This window comes from Alteromonas genovensis (assembly GCF_010500895.1).
GTDB lineage: Bacteria > Pseudomonadota > Gammaproteobacteria > Enterobacterales > Alteromonadaceae > Alteromonas > Alteromonas genovensis.
Genome location: NZ_JAAAWO010000005.1, coordinates 161,613 through 181,884, shown reverse-complemented (window position 1 = coordinate 181,884; position 20,272 = coordinate 161,613). Strand labels below are relative to the sequence as shown.

At 44.4% G+C, this 20,272-nt stretch carries 13 protein-coding genes; 2 read left to right on the top strand and 11 right to left on the bottom strand.

Going from position 1 to position 20,272, the window contains the following annotated elements:
• Positions 1 to 15: 15 nt before the first annotated feature.
• Complete coding sequence (locus GTQ48_RS08765; RefSeq protein ID WP_163106344.1) at positions 16 to 1,647, top strand: cryptochrome/deoxyribodipyrimidine photo-lyase family protein; 1,632 nt, start codon at positions 16 to 18, stop codon at positions 1,645 to 1,647.
• A gap of 36 nt (positions 1,648 to 1,683) precedes the next feature.
• On the opposite strand, the gene GTQ48_RS08760 is transcribed toward GTQ48_RS08765, so the two are convergent.
• The gene (locus GTQ48_RS08760; RefSeq protein ID WP_163106343.1) at positions 1,684 to 1,971 is read right to left on the bottom strand and encodes a hypothetical protein; all 288 of its coding nucleotides are present in this window, start codon (positions 1,969 to 1,971) and stop codon (positions 1,684 to 1,686) included.
• A 130-nt stretch (positions 1,972 to 2,101) separates the two neighbouring features.
• Between GTQ48_RS08760 and fabA the strand changes: the two genes are divergently transcribed.
• Entirely contained in the window at positions 2,102 to 2,620 is a 519-nt protein-coding gene (gene fabA, locus GTQ48_RS08755; protein ID WP_163106342.1) for a 3-hydroxyacyl-[acyl-carrier-protein] dehydratase FabA, read from the top strand.
• A gap of 75 nt (positions 2,621 to 2,695) precedes the next feature.
• On the opposite strand, the gene rmf is transcribed toward fabA, so the two are convergent.
• The 10 genes from rmf to GTQ48_RS08705 form a co-directional block, all read right to left on the bottom strand.
• Positions 2,696 to 2,872 (bottom strand): ribosome modulation factor, encoded by a 177-nt coding sequence (gene rmf, locus GTQ48_RS08750; RefSeq protein ID WP_032094108.1) that lies wholly within the window; start codon positions 2,870 to 2,872, stop codon positions 2,696 to 2,698.
• A gap of 374 nt (positions 2,873 to 3,246) precedes the next feature.
• Positions 3,247 to 5,004: a DUF3466 family protein gene (locus GTQ48_RS08745; RefSeq protein WP_163106341.1), complete on the bottom strand. Its 1,758-nt coding sequence runs from the start codon at positions 5,002 to 5,004 to the stop codon at positions 3,247 to 3,249.
• 12 nt (positions 5,005 to 5,016) lie between these two features.
• Positions 5,017 to 6,957: an ATP-binding cassette ATPase Uup gene (gene uup, locus GTQ48_RS08740; protein ID WP_163106340.1), complete on the bottom strand. Its 1,941-nt coding sequence runs from the start codon at positions 6,955 to 6,957 to the stop codon at positions 5,017 to 5,019.
• Complete coding sequence (locus GTQ48_RS08735; protein WP_163106339.1) at positions 6,954 to 7,187, bottom strand: glutaredoxin family protein; 234 nt, start codon at positions 7,185 to 7,187, stop codon at positions 6,954 to 6,956. The genes uup and GTQ48_RS08735 overlap by 4 nt, the downstream gene beginning before the upstream one ends.
• The gene (rlmKL, locus tag GTQ48_RS08730) at positions 7,184 to 9,280 is read right to left on the bottom strand and encodes a bifunctional 23S rRNA (guanine(2069)-N(7))-methyltransferase RlmK/23S rRNA (guanine(2445)-N(2))-methyltransferase RlmL (RefSeq protein WP_163106338.1); all 2,097 of its coding nucleotides are present in this window, start codon (positions 9,278 to 9,280) and stop codon (positions 7,184 to 7,186) included. Before rlmKL ends, GTQ48_RS08735 begins: the two co-directional genes overlap by 4 nt.
• 62 nt (positions 9,281 to 9,342) lie before the next feature.
• Entirely contained in the window at positions 9,343 to 10,350 is a 1,008-nt protein-coding gene (pyrD, locus tag GTQ48_RS08725; RefSeq protein WP_163106337.1) for a quinone-dependent dihydroorotate dehydrogenase, read from the bottom strand.
• Positions 10,351 to 10,421: 71 nt separating this feature from the next.
• Positions 10,422 to 15,260 (bottom strand): NAD-glutamate dehydrogenase, encoded by a 4,839-nt coding sequence (locus GTQ48_RS08720; RefSeq protein WP_163106336.1) that lies wholly within the window; start codon positions 15,258 to 15,260, stop codon positions 10,422 to 10,424.
• A 174-nt stretch (positions 15,261 to 15,434) separates the two neighbouring features.
• The gene (locus tag GTQ48_RS08715; RefSeq protein WP_163106335.1) at positions 15,435 to 17,753 is read right to left on the bottom strand and encodes an efflux RND transporter permease subunit; all 2,319 of its coding nucleotides are present in this window, start codon (positions 17,751 to 17,753) and stop codon (positions 15,435 to 15,437) included.
• Positions 17,754 to 17,768: 15 nt separating this feature from the next.
• Positions 17,769 to 18,815 (bottom strand): WD40/YVTN/BNR-like repeat-containing protein, encoded by a 1,047-nt coding sequence (locus GTQ48_RS08710; RefSeq protein WP_163106334.1) that lies wholly within the window; start codon positions 18,813 to 18,815, stop codon positions 17,769 to 17,771.
• Positions 18,816 to 18,894: 79 nt separating this feature from the next.
• A complete protein-coding gene (locus GTQ48_RS08705) occupies positions 18,895 to 20,262 on the bottom strand; it encodes a DUF1329 domain-containing protein (protein WP_163106333.1) in 1,368 nt (455 codons plus the stop codon).
• Positions 20,263 to 20,272: the final 10 nt, after the last annotated feature.

Sequence of the window (20,272 nt, the reverse complement as noted above, 5' to 3'; positions counted from 1 at the left end):
GGTAAACATAGAAATATGACTCAACAAGCCGTTTCTGTAATTTGGCTAAAGCGCGACCTCAGGCTTCGAGACCATCAGCCGCTGTTTGATGCTGTCAATAACGGTGACAACATCCTTTTACTCTATTGTTGGGAGCCGTCCCTGCTTGCCGACCCTCATATGGATGTTCGTCATTGGCGATTTGTAGAGCAGAGTCTTGCCGATATTAACGCCCAATTACCCAGCGGGATTCGAGTATTGCAGATGCACATGGAGGTGCATGAGGCTCTATCGCAGATTCAGGAATATTTCACCATATCCTCCCTAAGAAGCTACCAAGAAATTGGGCTTTTGGTTACGTGTAACCGCGACAAGGCAATAGCAACCTATTGTATTAAAAGCAAAATACCATTTTTAGAGTGTAGTGCAGGCGCAGTGATAAGGGGCTTGCCTAACCGTGCGCGTTGGCAGAAAAATTGGGAGGCGCACTTTAATTCCGCAACTTATGATTTCGATATTCACCTGGCAAAGTGGGTAAATTGGACTGAGCATGCGCTTTTAGCTGATAGTGATACCACCTACTCGGCTTTTTCGCTTTCTGGCTCAGTTTCATGCGCGCGTCGAAACCCATTAGTTTCAGGTGGCGCATCAGCATCAAGTAGCGCGACAGAGGACTCAGCCGAACACTCATCTGATGAAGACAGAAGCCAAATGCAACAAGGAGGAGAGAAACGAGCGTGGCACGTAATGAAGCATTTCTTCGAGGAGCGAGGAAAGTACTATCACAAGCATATATCTCGCCCTTTTGATGCTCGTCGTTCCTGTTCGCGATTAAGCCCCTATCTTGCTTGGGGAAATATCTCCATCAGGCAAGTTTATCATTTTGTAGAAAATGAAAAGCAAATAAAGAAAGCGTCCGCCGGTAAAGACAAAGCACTGTGGTCGCGAGCACTGTCGGCATTAACATCTCGGCTGCATTGGCACTGTCATTTCATTCAAAAGTTTGAAAGTGAGCATACTATTGAATGGCGACCGATGAATGCTGCCTATGAAAAATTTCCGTTTATTGATGGCCCCGAGGCAGAGCGACGGTTTCATCATTGGAAAAGAGGGACTACCGGCTACCCATTGGTTGATGCCTGTATGCGGGCTCTCGCCCAAACGGGTTATATTAATTTTCGAATGAGGGCTATGGTAACGAGCTTTTTGTGTCATCACCTTAATGTACATTGGCTAAAGGCGGCGCACTATTTGGCGACACAATTTTTAGACTTTGAGCCTGGTATTCATTACCCGCAAATACAAATGCAGGCCAGCGTAACAGGCATTCATACAGTGCGTTTATACAATCCACACACCCAATCTATGAAATTGGATCCAGAGGGGGTGTTTATTAGAAAGTGGGTACCAGAGCTTGCCGAATTGCCTGGTGACACTGTGCATGCGCCCTACGCCATGCCGCCTTTAGAAGCGATTATGCTGAATTTCGACGTTGAAAAAGATTATGTGTTGCCAATTGTGGATATTGGCAGTATGGCTAGAAAGACTGGGGAAAGATTGTGGCAGTATAGAGAACGCGATGACGTCTTACGCGAAGCTCGACGAATAGTGCACCGTCACACCATGCAAAACAGCCCGAGTAGACAGTGGCTAAAAAAGAAAGTCTAGTTTCAGTTATCACCAACTTTGATTTCACGCCACCTGTTAACGATTGTTCTTTCTGAGCCACTCGGTAAGGAGCTTAATTTGTCCGCATTTGTACGATGCATACATAAGGCGCATGGCATTTGACATGGCCTCGCTATCTGTCCACCCTGTCTTCTCGCGAATTTCGTCATAACACGCTTTGGCTTCTGGAGACACATAGCCGCGCACGAGTTTTTTACCGGCTTCTTTTTGACGTTCTCTAAAGCGTCTCTGTTTATCAGCATTTGCTTTCGCTTTATCGCTGCTATTTTTTTGAAGCGCTGATTTTGATTGTTTTTCTGTCATATTGTTCACGTACCTTTTGAAGAATTTAGTGTACCACGCGTTTTTCTTTATAAAAATGACTGTTCGGAGTTGTTTAGCGCACAACTGTTCGCTAAATTAGCACTGAAATTTAAAACAATACGAGTTGGGAATGTCTGAGAGAAAAAATAGCTTTACTAGAGACGACTTACTAGCGTGTAGTCGTGGGGAAATGTTTGGACCAGGTAACAGCCAACTTCCTGCTCCTAATATGCTAATGATGGACCGTGTGGTTTCAATTACAGAAGATGGTGGAGAACACGGTAAAGGTGAAATTATCGCTGAGTTAGATATATCACCAGACCTATGGTTTTTTGATTGTCACTTTCCTGGCGATCCGGTAATGCCCGGCTGCTTAGGTTTAGATGCTATGTGGCAGCTTGTCGGTTTTTTCCTAGGCTGGAGCGGCGGTCCGGGTAAAGGAAGAGCATTAGGCGTAGGTGAAGTTAAATTTACTGGCCAAATTTTACCAACAGCAAAGAAAGTCACTTACAAACTCACTATGAAACGTGTGATCAAACGCAAACTCTTCATGGGTATGGCTGATGGCACAGTTGATGTTGATGGTAGAGAAATTTATGCGGCGAAAGATCTCAAAGTAGGTCTGTTTCAAGATACATCGAATTTCTAATTTTTCCGCAAGTACAAAAAAAGCCCCTTATTTAGGGGCTTTTCCTTTTGCATAATCAGTATAAAAGAGAATGTGTTATTTTACAGTTAGTCCTAAGTGCCTATCTTCTACCGCCTCACGCCATCCACCTAACCACTGTGAACGGGTTTCGTTCTGCTGAAATGGACAATTTTCCTTCGCACGACCACTAATACCAGCTTGATAGCCTTTAGAATGTGCACGTGTCATTTTATCTCTTTTTTGTCTTTTCATTGACTAGCCTCTTCTGTTTGTTGAAAGTACAACAACGTCAGTTCGCGGGCGCTCTACATCATATTTATTAAAAGTGCCGGAAAATCTTTTGCGTACATTAATTAGATAGTGCACTTAGCCAATTGGTTCAAGAGAATTTTGAAATTAAAATTCTTGACATTTAATAAATGGATGAAGTTTATATGAAATTATTTTTACAGTTTTGTGAATTTTTTCGCACGTATTTTTTGTGAATGAGTGAGCGTTTGATTTATGAACAGATACAAAAAAGGCCACTCAACAAGAGTAGCCTTTAACATCATTCACTTTCAAGGAAATGCACAGCTAGGAGCGAATTATTTCGTGTGAAAGCTAATTAGTAATAAATAAGAACCTTAGCGTTTTACTCTGCGTCTAAATAATCCAGCCAACAATATACCACCTAATGCTAAGAATCCCGTCGACGCGGCCTGTCTTTCATAGGGCTGCTCATCTTCAGGCACTTCGCAGTCGTCTATTGTACCGTTTGATAGCGGTGATAATTTAACCGCAACAATTGAATCTACGGCGTTAGTTTCCCCGGCGCTGTCTAAAATTTCCACGCCAGTAATATACTTACTGGTGGTTCTTAAGCGTGCGTTAGCAATTATTTCATTGTTCTCGTTAATATCTACGGCTTCAACAAGCTCGTAGGTGTTATCACAAGACACCAAATCGTTTAAATCAATTAACTCTTCAGTTTCAATGTTGTACATGAAAGCCGTGGTTTGACGCTGGGTTTCATTCGTCGCTGTTACATCTGCGCTACCCACAACAATATTATTGTTGTTAATTGCATTTGGCGTTACGCCACCACTAGTGAAAAATCCCTCTGGGTATACTTTCTCTTCAGTTTCTAAGTTGTAGACAAAGAGACGAGAGCGAGATGCTGTGTCTGATGGCGGCAGTACTGCACCCGTTACCCAGTTGTTGTCGTTAATACCAATGGCTTGGCTGATAATGTTTTCATCACGAGGCAATAACTCAATAGTTTCACCGTCTCTAAACACGGTTGCTACGCGTTCACTTTCCGCTCTTGCCGATGAATTGGGGCGAGTAATAGCAACAAAATCCCCGGTTAAGCTTTCACCTACTGCGATACCCTGCTCATTAATATCGAAAGCATAGGTGTACAGATAAAAAGTGTTGTCCTCGGCAGGCTCTTCTACTAGTGGATACGTCTGTGTGTCAATGACATCGCCGTTAACATCAAGTTGCCAAATAGTGGCATTAACTTCTGACAGACTTACAAAAGCTGGAACCGTAGTATTTTGTGTAGTTAAAAAGTACGTGGATACGCGAGGGGCAGTAAATTCACCCGTGTATAAATTGAATAGACAGCGATCAACAGAAATATCACCGCGCTCCTCGTCATCGTCACAGCGACCTACCGCATCATCAACAGCAGTTTGAAAGCTTACTGTACTAAATCCAGCGACTTGTAGGTTATTGTTGATAGCTCGGGCTGAACCAAAACCGCCAAGGGTATCATCTACAGGAGGAAGTACTTTCGTCTCCCCCGACACTTGCACAAACGCCTGCTGTGAAGATTCCGGATAAGTATAGTTGATAATGTCGCCGTCGGCGTTTTCATAGGGGTCTAAAACAACTAAGCCGCCCGAGTCACCAACAATATAATTACCGCTAAGGCTGTCTCTGCCTGATACTCGAACTGACTGAGTGTAATCGTCAAACTTGTCGGTAATTTCATCTAACCCAGGTACTAATTCCGCATCTACTGTATCGGTAATGTAAGTTCTAAACTGTGTCAGCTTTTGAATCTGAGGAAACGTTTGGTTGCTAATTATATAGCTGACAATAGTGGAGTAATCTGAGTCAGTGAACACCCCTTCTCTCGCACTATCTTCATCTTCCAACGAAGGACCAAAAGTTTCGAAGAAAACGGTACCATCGATTAGTTGGTCAACGTCGATGGGAGGATTGTATTCAAGCTGCGCTATCGTTAGCATTTGTCCTGCTTCATCAATAGAGCGACCAAAATTGCTTCTTGCAGAATCCTGTAGCGGAAGAGGTGTCACTGAATAAGTCGCGGCAAAAGCCGAAACACTTCCTGTTGCCAACAGAACGGCGGCGGCAAGCTGAGTTCGTTTCATCTAAAATCCTATTTACTGCTGATTATCTTCCAGCATACTTTCTAATTCATCCCAGCGCGCATATTTCTGGGACAACAATAATTCTTGGTCTGCCAAAAGCGCTAAGGCTTTTGCAGTAGTGTCACTGTCTTTTTTGAAGAATTCAGGATCATTTACCTGTTCTTGCATTACTTCTAGCTCGGCCTCAAGACTTTCTAGCTCTGCGGGAAGTGATTCCAGTTCACGTTGGTCTTTGTATGATAACTTTTTCGCCTTGCGGGGTGAAGGCTTAGCACTAGGACTATCTGAACTTGAATTAGTTTCATTCCTAGACTTAGCTTTTTCTTCTTTTTCAATCTGAAGGCGTTTTTCCTGCTGCCCTTTATACCAGCTTTCAACGTCAGTGAAACCCCCAATAAATTCTCGGAGTCTTCCCTCACCTTCAAATACTAAACTGCTATTTGCTACATTATCCACAAATTCCCTATCGTGGCTCACAAGTAACACGGTACCTGTATATTCGTTTAGCAGGGTTTCTAACATTTCCAGTGTTTCAACATCCAGATCGTTAGTCGGTTCATCGAGAACCAACAGGTTGCTGGGTTTAAGCATAAGCTTAGCCAGCATAAGGCGATTTTTTTCTCCGCCAGAAAGTGACTTCACCGGCGCGTTTACGCGCTCTGGCGAAAAGAGATAATCCTGCAGATAACTGATCACATGTCTGGGGTGGCCGTTAACCATTAAATCTCGTTTACCATCGCCTACAGCGTCAATCACGGCCTGCTCTAAGTCAAGACCATGCCTGTGCTGGTCGAAGTACGCGACCTCTAAATTGGTACCTCGCTTGCAGCTACCGCTGTCTACTTCTAGCTCACCTAGCAGCAGTTTGATAAGCGTACTTTTGCCACTGCCGTTAGGGCCGATAAGCGCTAGCTTGTCACCTCTTAGTACATTCAGGCTTAAATCTTTAACAATGCAAAGCTCACCGATGTTGTATGAAAGGTTTTCAACTTCAAAAACTACTTTTCCAGAGCGAGCCCCTTGATATTGACTTACCACTGCGCTTCCTTGCACTGCGCGGCGCGCCTTGCGTTCATCACGTAATTTTTTAAGTGCCCTTACGCGACCTTCATTCCTTGTGCGACGGGCTTTAATGCCCTGTCGTATCCACACTTCTTCTTGAGCCAGTTTTTTATCAAACTCTGCGTTTTGCGAAGCTTCGACTTCAAGGTCGTGCTGTTTCTTCTCTAAATAGGTTTCGTAATTGCCTGGATAGCTGGTGATGCCGCCACGATCTAAGTCAATAATACGGGTGGCCATAGAACGAATAAATGCCCGGTCATGACTGACAAACACAATCGCACCATTGTAATTACTCAGGCTTGACTCTAGCCACTTGATCATTTCAATGTCTAAGTGGTTTGTCGGTTCATCAAGAAGCAAAAGATCTGGCGAACGTACAAGTGCTCTGGCCAGCGCCGCTTTTCTTCTCCAACCACCGGAAAGCGTCGATAACGACGTTTCGGGCTCAAGTTTAAGCATGGTAAGAGTTTGTTCAATTTGTTGTTCAAACTGCCAGGCATCACGTGCTTCTAAGGTTTCTTGTAGACGCTGTAATTTGTTGAGATTGGCTTCGCTGGGATCTTCACCAACCAATCGGGTTTGATGAAAATAGTCTTTCAGCGTCTCGCCAATGTCAGATAATCCCTCTGCCACGTAATCAAACAAGGTGACGTCTGTGGTTTGCGGCGGATCTTGCTCTAAACGAGCGATTACTGTGTTGTTCTCAATAATTCGCTGGCCATCGTCAGCAATGATGTCACCAGAGATAACCTTCATTAACGTTGATTTCCCACTGCCATTTCGACCCACGAGGCACACCCTTTCTTTCGGCTGTACAACAAGTTCGATACCGTCCAATAGCGGCGGGTTTCCATAAATAACCGTAATATTTTTTAACTGCAAAATACTCACTGCAGAAATGCCTCCAGGTCGGCACTGTCAAAAGGCCAACCGATTTCTTTGTTTGTGTCTTCCCTTTTTAATACGGGAATGCGTGCACCATAGTAATGATAAAGGTCGGTGCTGTCTCTTATATTTACTTTCTCTACTGTTAGCGACGAAAACACGCTGGTTTTCGCAAGCTCGACGTCAGCTAAGTCACATAAACTGCACTGGGGGCCGGTATAAAACACTATCTTCACGACTGTAATGTCCAGCACTGATGAATTTTACCCTTTCTGGCAAAGTCTTCAGGAATGGTCTTTGCCGTAATATTTTCAATACCAAAACCAAGGGCTTCAAGGGCTTGGGTATCAAGTTTAAACCCGCGCTTATTATTGGAAAAAATAACTGTGCCGTTGTCATTTAAGCAAGCTTTTGCCCGTGTCAGCATATCTACATGGTCGCGCTGAACGTCCCATGTATTGCTCATGCGCTTAGAATTAGAGAACGAGGGTGGGTCGATAAATATCAGGTCGTATTTGCCTTTGTGGTCGGCCAACCAGGTTGTACAGTCAGCCTGAACAAACGCATGAGGCCCATCAAGCTTATTAAGCGCTACATTTTTCTTCGCCCAATCTAAATAAGTATTCGACATATCCACGGTGGTGACTGATTTAGCGCCGCCTTTTGCCGCAAATACAGACACGCTGCCCGTGTAAGAAAACAGATTAAGCACGTCTTTGCCCTTGGCCATATTCATCACAATCTGGCGGGTATCGCGGTGGTCTAAGAACAAACCGGTATCTAAGTAATCCGTCAGGTTGACTAAGAAACGTGCGCCGTTCTCATACACTTCCATCATATCGCCAGACTGATTAAATTTTTCGTATTGCTTGGTGCCTTTTTGCTGGCTACGCACTTTTAACACTATGTTTTTAGGCGCAATGCCTGTTACTGCAGGTAAATGCAATAGCACTTCTTGAAGGCGTCTGCGCGCCTTGTCTTCTGACACTGTCTTAGGGGGAGCGTACTCTTGTACCACTAACCAATCGCCATACTTATCCACGGCCACGTTGTAGTCAGGCAAGTCAGCGTCATAAATGCGATAGCAGTTTGTATCTGCGTTCTTTAACCAAGGTTTGAGCTTTTTAAGATTTTTCTTAAGGCGATTAGCAAATTCATGGTTACCGGTGTCTTCGCTAAACTGAACGGTATTTTCTTCGTTTAATACATAATTAGCTAAACGACACTCTAGCTTACCGTTATTCATTGCGTAGTCTTTGCTCGCGCGCAGCTTAAGTACTCGCAAAAGATCTCGGTTACTGCTTAAAAGGGATACATGCCAGCCTTTCCACGCTTCTTTAAAGCGCTTGCCCCATTCACTGAATAACGGAATGAGTGACGTCAGTTCTCCTAATCGCTCACCGTAAGGCGGGTTTGACACAATGTATCCTGGTGTAGCGATAGGTGGTGATGATTTAGTGGCATCTTGCTGACTAAAGCCGATATCGTTATAAACACCCGCAAAATCAGCATTGGCTTTTGCGATTGAAATCATTTTCCGGCTAAAATCGGCAGCGTAGATACCGCTAGTTGAAGGCTTTTGATTGTCTAAGGCATCATCAACAAGGTTGTCCCACGTGCTCTCTTCGTGACCTAACCACTTGGTGAAACCCCAGTATGAACGCTTAATCCCCGGAGCGATATTACGCGCAATGTAAGCGGCCTCAATGGCGATAGTGCCCGAGCCACACATTAAATCAACCAATGGTGCGTCGGTGTTTTCAGTCCATCCGCTTCGCATTAGCATGGCGCAAGCAATATGCTCTTTAAGTGGCGCATCACCCGCTTCTTGGCGGTAAGCACGTTGATGCAAGCTCTCCCCTGCTAAATCTATTCCGATAATCACATTGTCGCGTTGCAAGCGTGCATAAACAGAAATATCAGGGTGTCTGCGCTCAACAGACGGCCTTGCTAGCCCTTCTTCAACAAACGTATCAACGATAGCATCTTTAATACGAACAGCCCCAAACTGTGTGTTTTTGATCGCAAAGTTGGTTCCTACAAATTGAACAGATAGCGTATGCCTAGAGTCCATTTGCATCTGCCAATCTACGGTCATTGCCGTATCGTAAAGGCTTTCGGCGTTATTCGCTTTACCCGATGCCAAAACCCAAATTACTCGGTTAGCCAGTCGCGACCATAAGCAAAGTTTATAGGCGTCTTCTTTAGTGCCCTCGAACTGAAGCATACCAGGAGCCTGCTTTATTTGTGCCTCAGGGCACAAAGTGAGCACTTCTTGTTTAAGTAGTTCGTCGAGACCGCGGCTGGTTGTAACCAGAATTGTATTCATTCATTTACCTGTAACTGGCGCACGACATTAGCACGTGCGTACTTTATGAGAGATCGGGGGTATTATAACGCGTTTACGATACGTTTAACGAGCGATGGACCTTGATAAATAAAGGCCGAATATAATTGAACCAATGATGCACCAGCATCTAAACGTGCCTGGGCTGACTCAGGAGAGTCTATGCCTCCAACGCCGATAATGGGCATAGATTTGTCTAAAGCTTTATCTAATTTCTTTGTCACTTGTAAACTCATGTCAGTCATCACTGAACCGCTGAGGCCACCCATTTCATCAGCATGGGCTAAACCTTGCACCGCATCACGAGAAAGTGTTGTATTAGTGGCAATGACGCCATCCATTTTGCTGTTCATCAAAGACACCGCAATACTGCTTATTTCATCATCGCTTAAATCAGGGGCGATTTTAATGAACATGGGCACGTATTTACTGTGTGTTTGCGTTAGCGTTTCTTGAGCGGCTTTAAGACCTACAAGCAATGAGTCTAATGCTTCGCCGTACTGTAGATTTCGTAGTCCTGGTGTATTAGGCGACGAGATATTGATAGTGATATAGCTGGCGTACGGATAAACCTTGTTCAGGCAAATAAGATAATCTTCTAGAGCCTTGGCGTCTTCGGTATCTTTATTTTTACCAATATTGATGCCGATGGGCCCTTTGAATTTCGCTTCTTTCACTTGTTCAACAAGGTGGTCAACACCTTTGTTGTTAAAACCCATGCGATTGATAATGGCTTGCTTTTCAGGCAGACGAAACAAGCGTGGCTTAGGGTTACCGGGCTGTGGACGAGGCGTAACGGTGCCAATCTCAACAAAGCCAAAGCCCATGCTTGAGAATGCATCTATACAATCACCATTTTTGTCTAACCCTGCAGCTAGACCCACTGGGTTATCAAACTTAATTCCTGCTACCGTCACTGGTTTTGCAATAGGCGTGGTGCTGTACATCCATTTCAGCGGTGTATGTTGCGTTTTATTCAGCCAGTTAATAGTAAAATCGTGGCTTTTTTCAGGTTCACACTGAAGTAGCAGCTTTTGCACTAAAGATTGCATGGGTATTCTAACGCTCGCTAATATAAAAAAGCCCTGATGAACAGGGCTTAAATCATTAAGGTGCGTGTATTCTAATGGTTAGACTTCACGCTTAAAAGCATCAATTCACGTAAAGCGACAGAAAACTTCGCAAATTCGTGCGTTGTGCTTGTTTTGAACTCAGACATCATGTGATACCAGCGCTTTAACAACACTTGGTTGCTGTCTATCCAGTCGTCGAGGATTTGATCGGCATCTGCAACATCGGTGCGTGACTGCAGCAAGTTAGCTGCAATAGAGCGCTGCTGCCAATCCAACTCTTCTCTGTACGATGCACGCGCGAGTGCCTGCCAATGGTTGCTTACCGCCTGATTATTTATTTGGTCAAGGAACCAATGCAGTTCCAGTCTCGAACCAAGTTGATAATAAAGCTTAGCGACCACATCGGTCTCATGTTTATCAGCGTCAACAATTTGCGCCAAATCAAAGCTGGAGAACATGTTTGAGAAACTGGCCACTTGATAGGCAATATCATGAGGTACGTCTTGCTCGATATATTTCTGCGTAGCTGCCTCAAGTTGCGAATATTCACTTTCAACTAAGTAATGCTGAAGGTTCTTCGACAACAAATCGAAGGTACCGCGATAGCTTTCGATGGCGTCTTCAATAGAATGTGCTTTGTTGCCATGTCTAATATACCAACGGGCGCCTCTGCGCATAATGCGCCTTGCCTCATCAAGCATGGTTAGCTGTAATTTGGCACAAATGACATTGTCTAAATCTTCAATACGGCCCCATAGGTTGTCCATATTAAAGATGCCGTGAACAATTGCATAGGCGTCAGCAATTTCGCTCACGCTGGCACCGGTTTCTTCCTGTAAGCGGAAAACGAAATTCAAACCCATGTCATTAACCATATTATTGGTTAATTTGGTGGCAATAATTTCACCGCGCAGTGGATGCTGCTGCATATGTTCGTTAAAGCGACTGCGAAGGACTTCTGGGAATGCTTCTAACAACAGGCGAGCATGATAGGGGTTTTCAGTGATCTCAGGAATATTAAGCGCATCTTTCATCACCATTTTGCCGTAGGCAATTAGCACACTCAGTTCAGGGCGTGTTAAACCTTGGTCTGTGGCAACGCGATCTGAAATTTCATCATCACTTGGAATAAACTCCAGCTCTCTGTTTAACTGCCCTTCTCTTTCTAAACCATGGATAAAGCGCAGCTGCTCTTTCAGCTGTTTTACACCAGCTAATTCAGTAATCGAGATGGACTGAGTTTGACGATAGCAGTCTTTAAGCACAATGGCAGACACATCGTCAGTCATGTCATAAAGCAGTTTGTTACGTTGTTTAATCGTAAGCTCGCCATCGTTAACTAGGCTATTAAGCAGTATTTTGATGTTAACCTCATTATCAGAGCAATCAACACCACCCACATTGTCGATAAAGTCAGTGTTGACTCTGCCGCCGTTAGCAGCGTATTCAATACGACCTAGTTGAGTAACACCGAGATTTCCCCCCTCTCCGACAATTTTCGCCTGAACGTCTTTGCCATTTACCCGTAAATCGTCGTTAGCGCGATCGCCTACCGCAGAATGCGATTCTTTAGAGCTCTTAATGTAAGTACCGATACCGCCATTCCACATTAAATCCACAGGCATCTTCAATACATTATGAATAAGCTCGTTAGGTGTCATGGTTTGTTGTCTAGTGCCTAACCATTTTTTCATTTCTGGGGTTAGCTTAATAGACTTAGCTGAGCGGTTAAATATACCACCGCCTTTTGAGATCAATTTGCTGTCGTAGTCTTCCCACGACAACCTTGGGTTTTCAAACAAGCGCTGACGCTCTTTATAGCTGTCTGCTGCATTTGGATTAGGGTCGAAGAATATATGCAGGTGGTTAAATGCACAGATAAGCTTTGTATGCTCAGATAACAACATACCGTTACCAAATACATCACCCGCCATGTCACCCACACCGATACAGGTGAAATCGGTAGTTTGACAATTCACGCCCATTTCGCGGAAGTGACGCTTAACAGATTCCCAACCGCCTCTGGCTGTAATACCCATTTTCTTATGGTCGTAGCCAATGCTGCCACCTGAGGCAAACGCGTCGCCTAACCAAAAGTTAAACTCTTCTGCTATGCCATTGGCAATGTCAGAGAAAGTGGCAGTTCCTTTATCTGCGGCAACAACAAGATAAGGGTCGTCGTCATCCAATCGCACTACATCTTTGGGCGGAACGATTTCTCCGTTCACGATGTTGTCAGTAATATCCAGCAAGCTGGTTATGAAGGTGCGGTAGCACGCTTGTCCTTCTGCTTGGATAGCCTCCCGGCCTTGCTCTACAGGGGCCTTCTTACAAACAAAGCCCCCTTTTGCACCAACGGGAACAATAACCGTATTCTTGACTTGCTGGGCTTTAACTAAACCAAGCACTTCTGTACGGAAATCTTCTTGACGGTCTGACCAGCGCAAACCACCACGGGCTACTTTACCGCCTCTAAGGTGCACACCTTCAACCCGAGGGCTGTATACAAAAATTTCGTACTTAGGCAGCGGAAGCGGCATGTCAGGAATAAGCTCAGGGAGCATTTTGAACGACACGTAAGACTTTTCGTTATCCGACTCATCAAGTTGATAGAAGTTAGTGCGCAGTGTGGCAGACATCATGTCTAAATAACGACGGATAATTCTGTCATCATCAAGGTTGCTCACACCGTCTAGCTGAGATTTAATATCGGCAAGTATTGCGTCTTCTTTTTTCTTGTTACGCTTTTTCTTCGGATTAAAGCGCTGGTCAAAGAAGTCTACCAACAAGCGAGCTATGTCGGTGTAGTTGGCCAGCGTATTTGCAATGTAATCGTGGCTAAATGAGCTGCCTGTTTGACGCATGTATTTTGCATAGGCACGCAAAATAGTCACTCGACGTCCGGTGAGGTTTGCACCAAGAATTAAGCGGTTAAACGCATCGTCTTCTAGGGTGTTGTACCACACTTTAGCAAACGCATCTTGGAACAGTATTTGGGCGTTTTCCATGTCGAAATGCTGCCCGCTTTTGTGCAGCATTTTGAAATCCATAATCCAGTTATGCTCACCACCTGAACACGTTATTTTATATGGGCTCTCATCAATTACGCGTAACCCAAAGTTTTCCAGCATTGGCAGTACATCCGACAAATGAATGGGCTCTGCACGATGGAACAATTTAAGTTTAACAATTTGACTCTCAGAGTCTTCTTCTTGGGGGCGATAGAACAACATATCTAAGGTATGTTTATCGTCTAGCATCTCCAATTTACCCATGTCTACCAACGCTGCTGATGGCAGGTTGTGTTCCATGTAACTGCGAGAGAATGCATTGCTATATTTACGCTCTAATGACTTTCCAGACGCCTCGCCGTGAGATGCTGAAATAGCTGATGCAAGCCTGTCATTCCATGTTTTGGTTAGCTCGATGATATTTTGTTCTATTTCCTTCACATCAAATTCCGCATTGTTATCGTTAACTCGCGCTATGTAGTGTGTTCTTGCATAAACAGATTCAGAGAAGAAGGTTGTAAACTCCACCTCTTCTGATGCGTTAAGCGACACCTTTAATAGTTCTTGCGTCTCTTTACGCAATTGCGTGTTATAGCGCTCTCTTGGTACAAACACCATGCACGAGAAAAAGCGACCAAAGGTATCTTTGCGTATGAATAAGCGAGAAATTCCTCGCTCCTGCATTTGGAAAATACCCATTACAATTTGAGCTAACTCCTGTGCTGGAGTTTGCAAAAGCTCATCTCTTGGGTAGGTTTCTACGATGTTGACAAACGCTTTGTATGCGTGAGTACCCGGCTCGAAGCCTGATAAAGCACAGATAAGCTGAATCTTTTCACTTAAAATTGGCAATTCAATAACGCTTTGGTTATAAAACGATGCCGAATATAACCCTAGGAAGCGGTGCTCACCGACCACTTGACCATTATCGTTGAAAACTTTGACGCCAATATAGTCCATATATGCAGGGCGATGAACGCGAGCCCGAGTATTGGTCTTGGTTAAAATAAGGGGGTTTTCACTTAACGCTTCACTGCGTGCTGAGGCTGGCAGCTTCGATAAAAGACGCTCGCGGTTATTAACGGAGTTCTTTAGTAAACCTAGGCTGCTATCGTTTTTAGGGATCCAGCGATGGTCACCTTCTATGGCTTTTACATCGTAATAACGGTAGCCCATCATGGTGAAGTTATGATCGCCCAACCAGTTTAGAAAGCGATTTACCTGGTCTTTTTGCTCACCGGACACGGGCCAGTTAAACGATTCGCTGGTTTTAATTACCGTGTGCAGTGTGCTGGTCATATCTTGCCAATCAGCCACGGCAAGTGATACTTCATCGACCACTGAGTGAAGCTCTTTTGTCAGTATGTCGATATCTTTTTTGGAAGTTTGACGGTCAACTTCTATAAAAATAACGGTTTCTTTTTTCGCACCTTCCAGGGTTTTGCCCTGCTCAGAAAAGCTTTCCACCTTGTTGCTGGTGTCACGCTTAATGCCTATAGGGCTATGCAAAAATAAATGTGCGGTTATGTTCAGTCTATTCAGCGACATTCGAACCGAATCAACGAGGAACGGCATGTCAGACACAATCACTTCAACAATAGTGTGGCTTGAGTGCCAACCGTGTTTTGCAATTTCTGGATTAAAGACGCGTATGTGGGGCGCAGAGTTATCGAATCGAGAGAGTGCATTCCATAAACTCAGAGTTGCACCGTAAAGATCGCTGTCGTTGCGATTTTCTAAATCATCGCTTGATATGTTTTTATACAACAGACGTCCGAATTGCTGCACAAGAGACTTCTGCTTCGTATCTACTTTTTTATCGATAAGTGCGAATACATTATCTAGCAGTACTGAGTGTCGCTGTGAGGTGACTGTCATTTGTTAACCTTTTAGTAATATCGTAAGTGCTGAAAACCTTTGTATTTTCTCTAATAAAGCAGCTTATTAAAAGCCCCTTTTTAACCTTATATTAACAGCATAGATAACTATGCAGAAAAGACCTAAAAAAAGGGCCTAAAGGCCCTTTTTTTTGATTAGCTATGCAAAAATAATTTATGCACCAGGGTCATTTTTGTTCCACCAGAGGAACCTAGCCAACGCTGGTAGTACAATTATTGCACCAAGCATGTTAACAACGAACATAAACGTCAGCAATATTCCCATATCCATTTGGAATTTGAGCGATGAGAATACCCATGTGCTGACGCCAATTGCTAACGTTACCCCGGTAAAGAGCACCGCACTGCCGCGCTCTTTAAGCGCTGCAAAATAGGCTTCTTGTACCGTTGCACCCTGCTTCAACATTAGGCTCTTGGTCGATAGAATATAAATACCATAGTCCACCCCTATTCCCACACCCAGTGCGATAACTGGTAAGGTAGAGACGGTGAGACCAATTTGAAGATAGGTCATCAATGCTTGGGCCAGCACAGACACTACGTAAAGCGGTATAACAACCACTAATGTAGCGCGTATTGAACGGAAGCTAATTAAGCATAAAGCGATGACTGCGCCGAATACATAGAGCATCATTGGATCTTGCGCTTCGCTAACCGCTTCGTTCGTTGCCGCCATAACACCTACAGGGCCAGACGCTAAGCTAAACTTCATATCGTCAGTTTCATATTCTGTACGATAATCTTTAACCGCATCAACAACGCGAGAGATAGTTTCTGCCTTGTGATCTTCCATAAATAGAATGATAGGCATTACAGAGCAATCGCCGTTTAAAAGACCTGACGATGTAGGTACACGAGATATAGCTTGAACCAATGTTTGTTGGTTTCGTGGAATAACCTGCCACTTCACATTGCCTTCGTTATAACCCGCATTCACAATTTTAGCGACTGACGCAAGGGATACTGCAGACTGAACGCCTTTGGTATTCTCCATTTTCCACTGAAAGTCGTCCATGGCTTTCATGACGTTGTGCGATGTACACGCTTCAGGCGTGGTTTCTACCAAAATAGAAATATAGTCAACGGTCACTTCGTACTTATCGGTAATTAAGAAGGTGTCTTGGTTATACCGAGAGTCTTCGTGAAGCGCTGGTGCGCCGGCATGCAAATCACCTATTTTCATTTTTTGTGCTTGGAAGTGACCAAACACAAATAAGATAGCGGTGATAGTTAATATAATTGCAGCGGGTTTTTTACGTGAACAAGCAGCAACCATATCCCAGAACTTACTGTTCGCCTTTTCCTTGCCTGCAAATTTTTCTACGTAGCGTTCGTCAAGCTTCAAGAAGCTCATTAATACAGGAAGTAACAGTAAGTTAGTTAAAATAATAACCGCTACACCCATACTCGCCGTAATCGCTAGCTCTCGGATGATACCAATATCGATAACCAGTAGAGTCATAAAGCCAACGGTGTCAGAGAGCAATGCAATACCGCCTGGCACAAGTAAGCTTCTAAATGCTGCCATAGATGCTTTTTTAGCACCAATACCCGTTACCGCCTGCTTCTCTACCGCATTTATCATTTGCACACCGTGGCTTACGCCGATTGCAAACACTAAAAACGGGACAAGTATAGACATCGGATCCATGCCAAAGCCGATAGAGGTAAGTAGCCCCAGCTGCCAGATAACGGCAATCACAGAACACAGTAATGGCAATACCGTTAACATTATGCTGCGTGAGAAGAAGTACACCATAATGGCAGTTATACCAATGGCGATAGCAAAGAATATCAGTACGTCTTTGGCACCATCGGCTACGTCACCAATCATTTTGGCAAAGCCAATGATATGAATTGACGTTTCTTCGTTTTCATATTGGCCGCGAAGCTGCTCTTCTAACTCTGCCGCAAGAGCTAGTGTATCAAGTGGTTCGCCGGTTTGAGGGTCGATATCTAGCAGCTGCGCAGTTACCATTGCACAGCTGTAATCGCTTGCAACCTGTCGCCCAACAATATTGGCTTTTTCAATGTTTGCCGCAACCAGCTCCAACGCTTCTGGATTAGACGAGTTAAAGTCTGCAGGAATAACCGGCCCGCCAGCAAATCCGCCCTCAACGATTTCGGTAAATCGAGTGGACGGTGAAAACAGTGAGATGACCAATGAGCGATTGACGCCGTTGATAAAGAAAAGTTGGTCGTGCACATTTTTCAATGTGTCGAAAAAATTCTTGTTAAAAATATCGTCGTTTTTGTCACATACAGACACAAGGATATTGTTAGCACCACCAAAATCTTGGCGATGTTCAATATAGGTCTGCATGTATTCATGATTAAGAGGAATGTTTTTTTCAAAACCAGCGTCTAAACGCATTTGAGAAGCTTGATAGCCCAGAAACACCGTTGCGATAGCGAATAGTGCTACCACAAGCTTTCGGTTACTGAAGACTAATTTTTCGAGAAAATGGGTCATTGCTTTTATTCTGCCCTATTTTAAATTCAACGTTTTAACGCCATTCGCTGATACCGCGAGATTCAGACCTTTGAACTGCTTAGCATTAAGAATTGCAGCTTTATCTTCAATCTGAGACACCGAAATACCTTCCCCTGGCTTACAATCAACAGGATTTGCATAAGGGTCGCGCATACTTGTAGGTATTGGTCTGTTGGCCTTCACCATTTTGCCGTTATTGCCAAGGGCATAAACAACAGAGTCTGAGCCAATAAGAATTGAATTTAGCGTACTGGTTGAACACGTTTGAATATATTCCCAAGACGATTCATTGTGATTAATGAACATGTTGCCGCGCAAACCAACCGCGAGCACTGAATTATCGTCTAGTGGCTTGATATCAAAAAACGAACCGGTGTAATCAACGCTGTAACGTTCCCACGACTTGCCCATGTCGGTGCTTTTGGCCAATAGACCGGCTTCACCAGCAAGATACAGGGTATTACCATCAAGCGTGATGCGATTGATATGGGGAAGAATAGATTCTAACTCTTGTTGATAAAAGGCTTCGTCTTCTTTTCGGATGTCTTCCAAATATTCTCTATCGTATGGGTCTAGCAAGGTTGCATGGCGTTCTGCATTCCACGTTTTCCCGCCATCTTCAGTGCGGTAAAACAAGCCATATGCCCCTGCGGCGACGCCCTGCATTTCGTCAAAAAAGAGCACGTCGAGAAAAGGACGCTGTAAATCAGGTTGGTACTGCTGCACCTCCCACGATTCACCTTTATCTGATGAATGAATAATAACGGCGTCGTGACCTACCGCCCATATATTGTCACCGACCACAGTAGTAGCGGTAAGCGTTGACTGAGTTGGCACTCTTTTTTGTTCGAAAACGTCTCCGTTTTCAGAAATAAGTACATGACCACGTTCACCGACAATAACAACAAACTGATCAGCGTCGATATCGAGCAGAACAGACTGTTCTACCAATGGTGCCATGAATACTTCTTCAGCGAATGCAGTGCTTACGTTATTGACTGCAAAGGCTGCGGCAATGCACGCTGCAATGGTTTTTTTCATATTGAACCATTCCCCCTAATAATAATTGTCTGCAAACAAAAACGGTTGGCAAGTGCCAACCGTTTGGTGTGTAAGCCGATTAGCGCATACCTTCTCGTCGCAATGCTTGCGGCGTAAACTCAACATCTCGAGGACGTACAGTAAAGTCGTACATTTGCTCTTCGTTGTCTAAGCCGATGGCTAGGTATCTACGAGAGTTCAAGTCATGGTACGAGTCAAGTGTAGACCATTGAGTTGGTACTTCGTAGTAGTTTACACCATACGCTACAGCAACACGATACAGTTCGCCACGATTATCATACATATCAGCAACTTGAATCGACCAGCTGTCTTCATCAATGAAGAATACACGTTTTTGATAGATATGGCGGAAACCTTCTTTCAATGTGGCTTCAACCACCCAAACACGGTGCTTTTCCCAGCGCGTCAAATCAGGGTTCACGTGATTTGGCGTAAGAATGTTGTCATAACTTGCGTTTTCAGAGTGCAATGCATAGTTGTTATACGCTACGTACATTTCTTGCTTACCAACCAGCCTCCAGTCGTAGCGGTTTGGTGAACCGTTAAACATATCGAAATCATCGGTGGTACGCAGGCCATCGGCCGCCGTTCCCGGTGTATCGTAAGCAATGTTTGGTGCTAGACGAACGCGGCGCTGTCCGGTGTTATACGTCCACGCTTTACGGGGTTCTTTAACTTGGTCAACGGTTTCGTGAACGAGCAAGGCTGTTCCAGCCAAACGTGCTGGCTGAGTGACTTTTTGCTTGAACATAAACAACACGTTGTCTTCTGTTAGTTGCTCTGGCGTCGCGTTATCTTCTGCGTATTTAATAAGCAACTGCTCATCAAATCCGATAACGTTATAGTCACCACCGGTAGTAACCGCCGCTTGTCCACCGTTACGCTGAACCGCAGCACCACGATAACGCAGAATGTGGTTCCAGATTGCCTCTAAACCATTTTGTGGAATAGGAAATGGAATACCAATCGCTGCACCCTTAATACCATTACCACCGTCTAAAAGTTCTGCACGAGTCGCATTTGCTTTAGTCGCGTCATAAATATTCTGCGGGTTTGAAGCAGAGCGTCGTGTCGGGTAAACCGGCATGCGGAACGTCTCTGGATATGTTTCAAACATTTTCATCTGCCCTTCAGACAAATGCTCAGCGTACTCTTTGTAGTTTTTGGCAGTAATCTCAAATAACACTTTGTCATCTGGGAACGGATCTGGGTGATGGTCGCCCACTGAGTATCCTGCTGGCGCAGAGGTAATACCGCCTGTCCACGCTGGAATACTGCCGTCTGCATTTGCGGCAACCTCACCACCGAGGGGTGTCAATTCTTTACCCAGTTTACCGGCTTCGGCATCTGAGACTTTCGCCATGACGCTTGCACCAGACAACGCTAGTGACAAGGCGGCTGCAATAATTCCTACTTTTCTAATCATAAATACCACT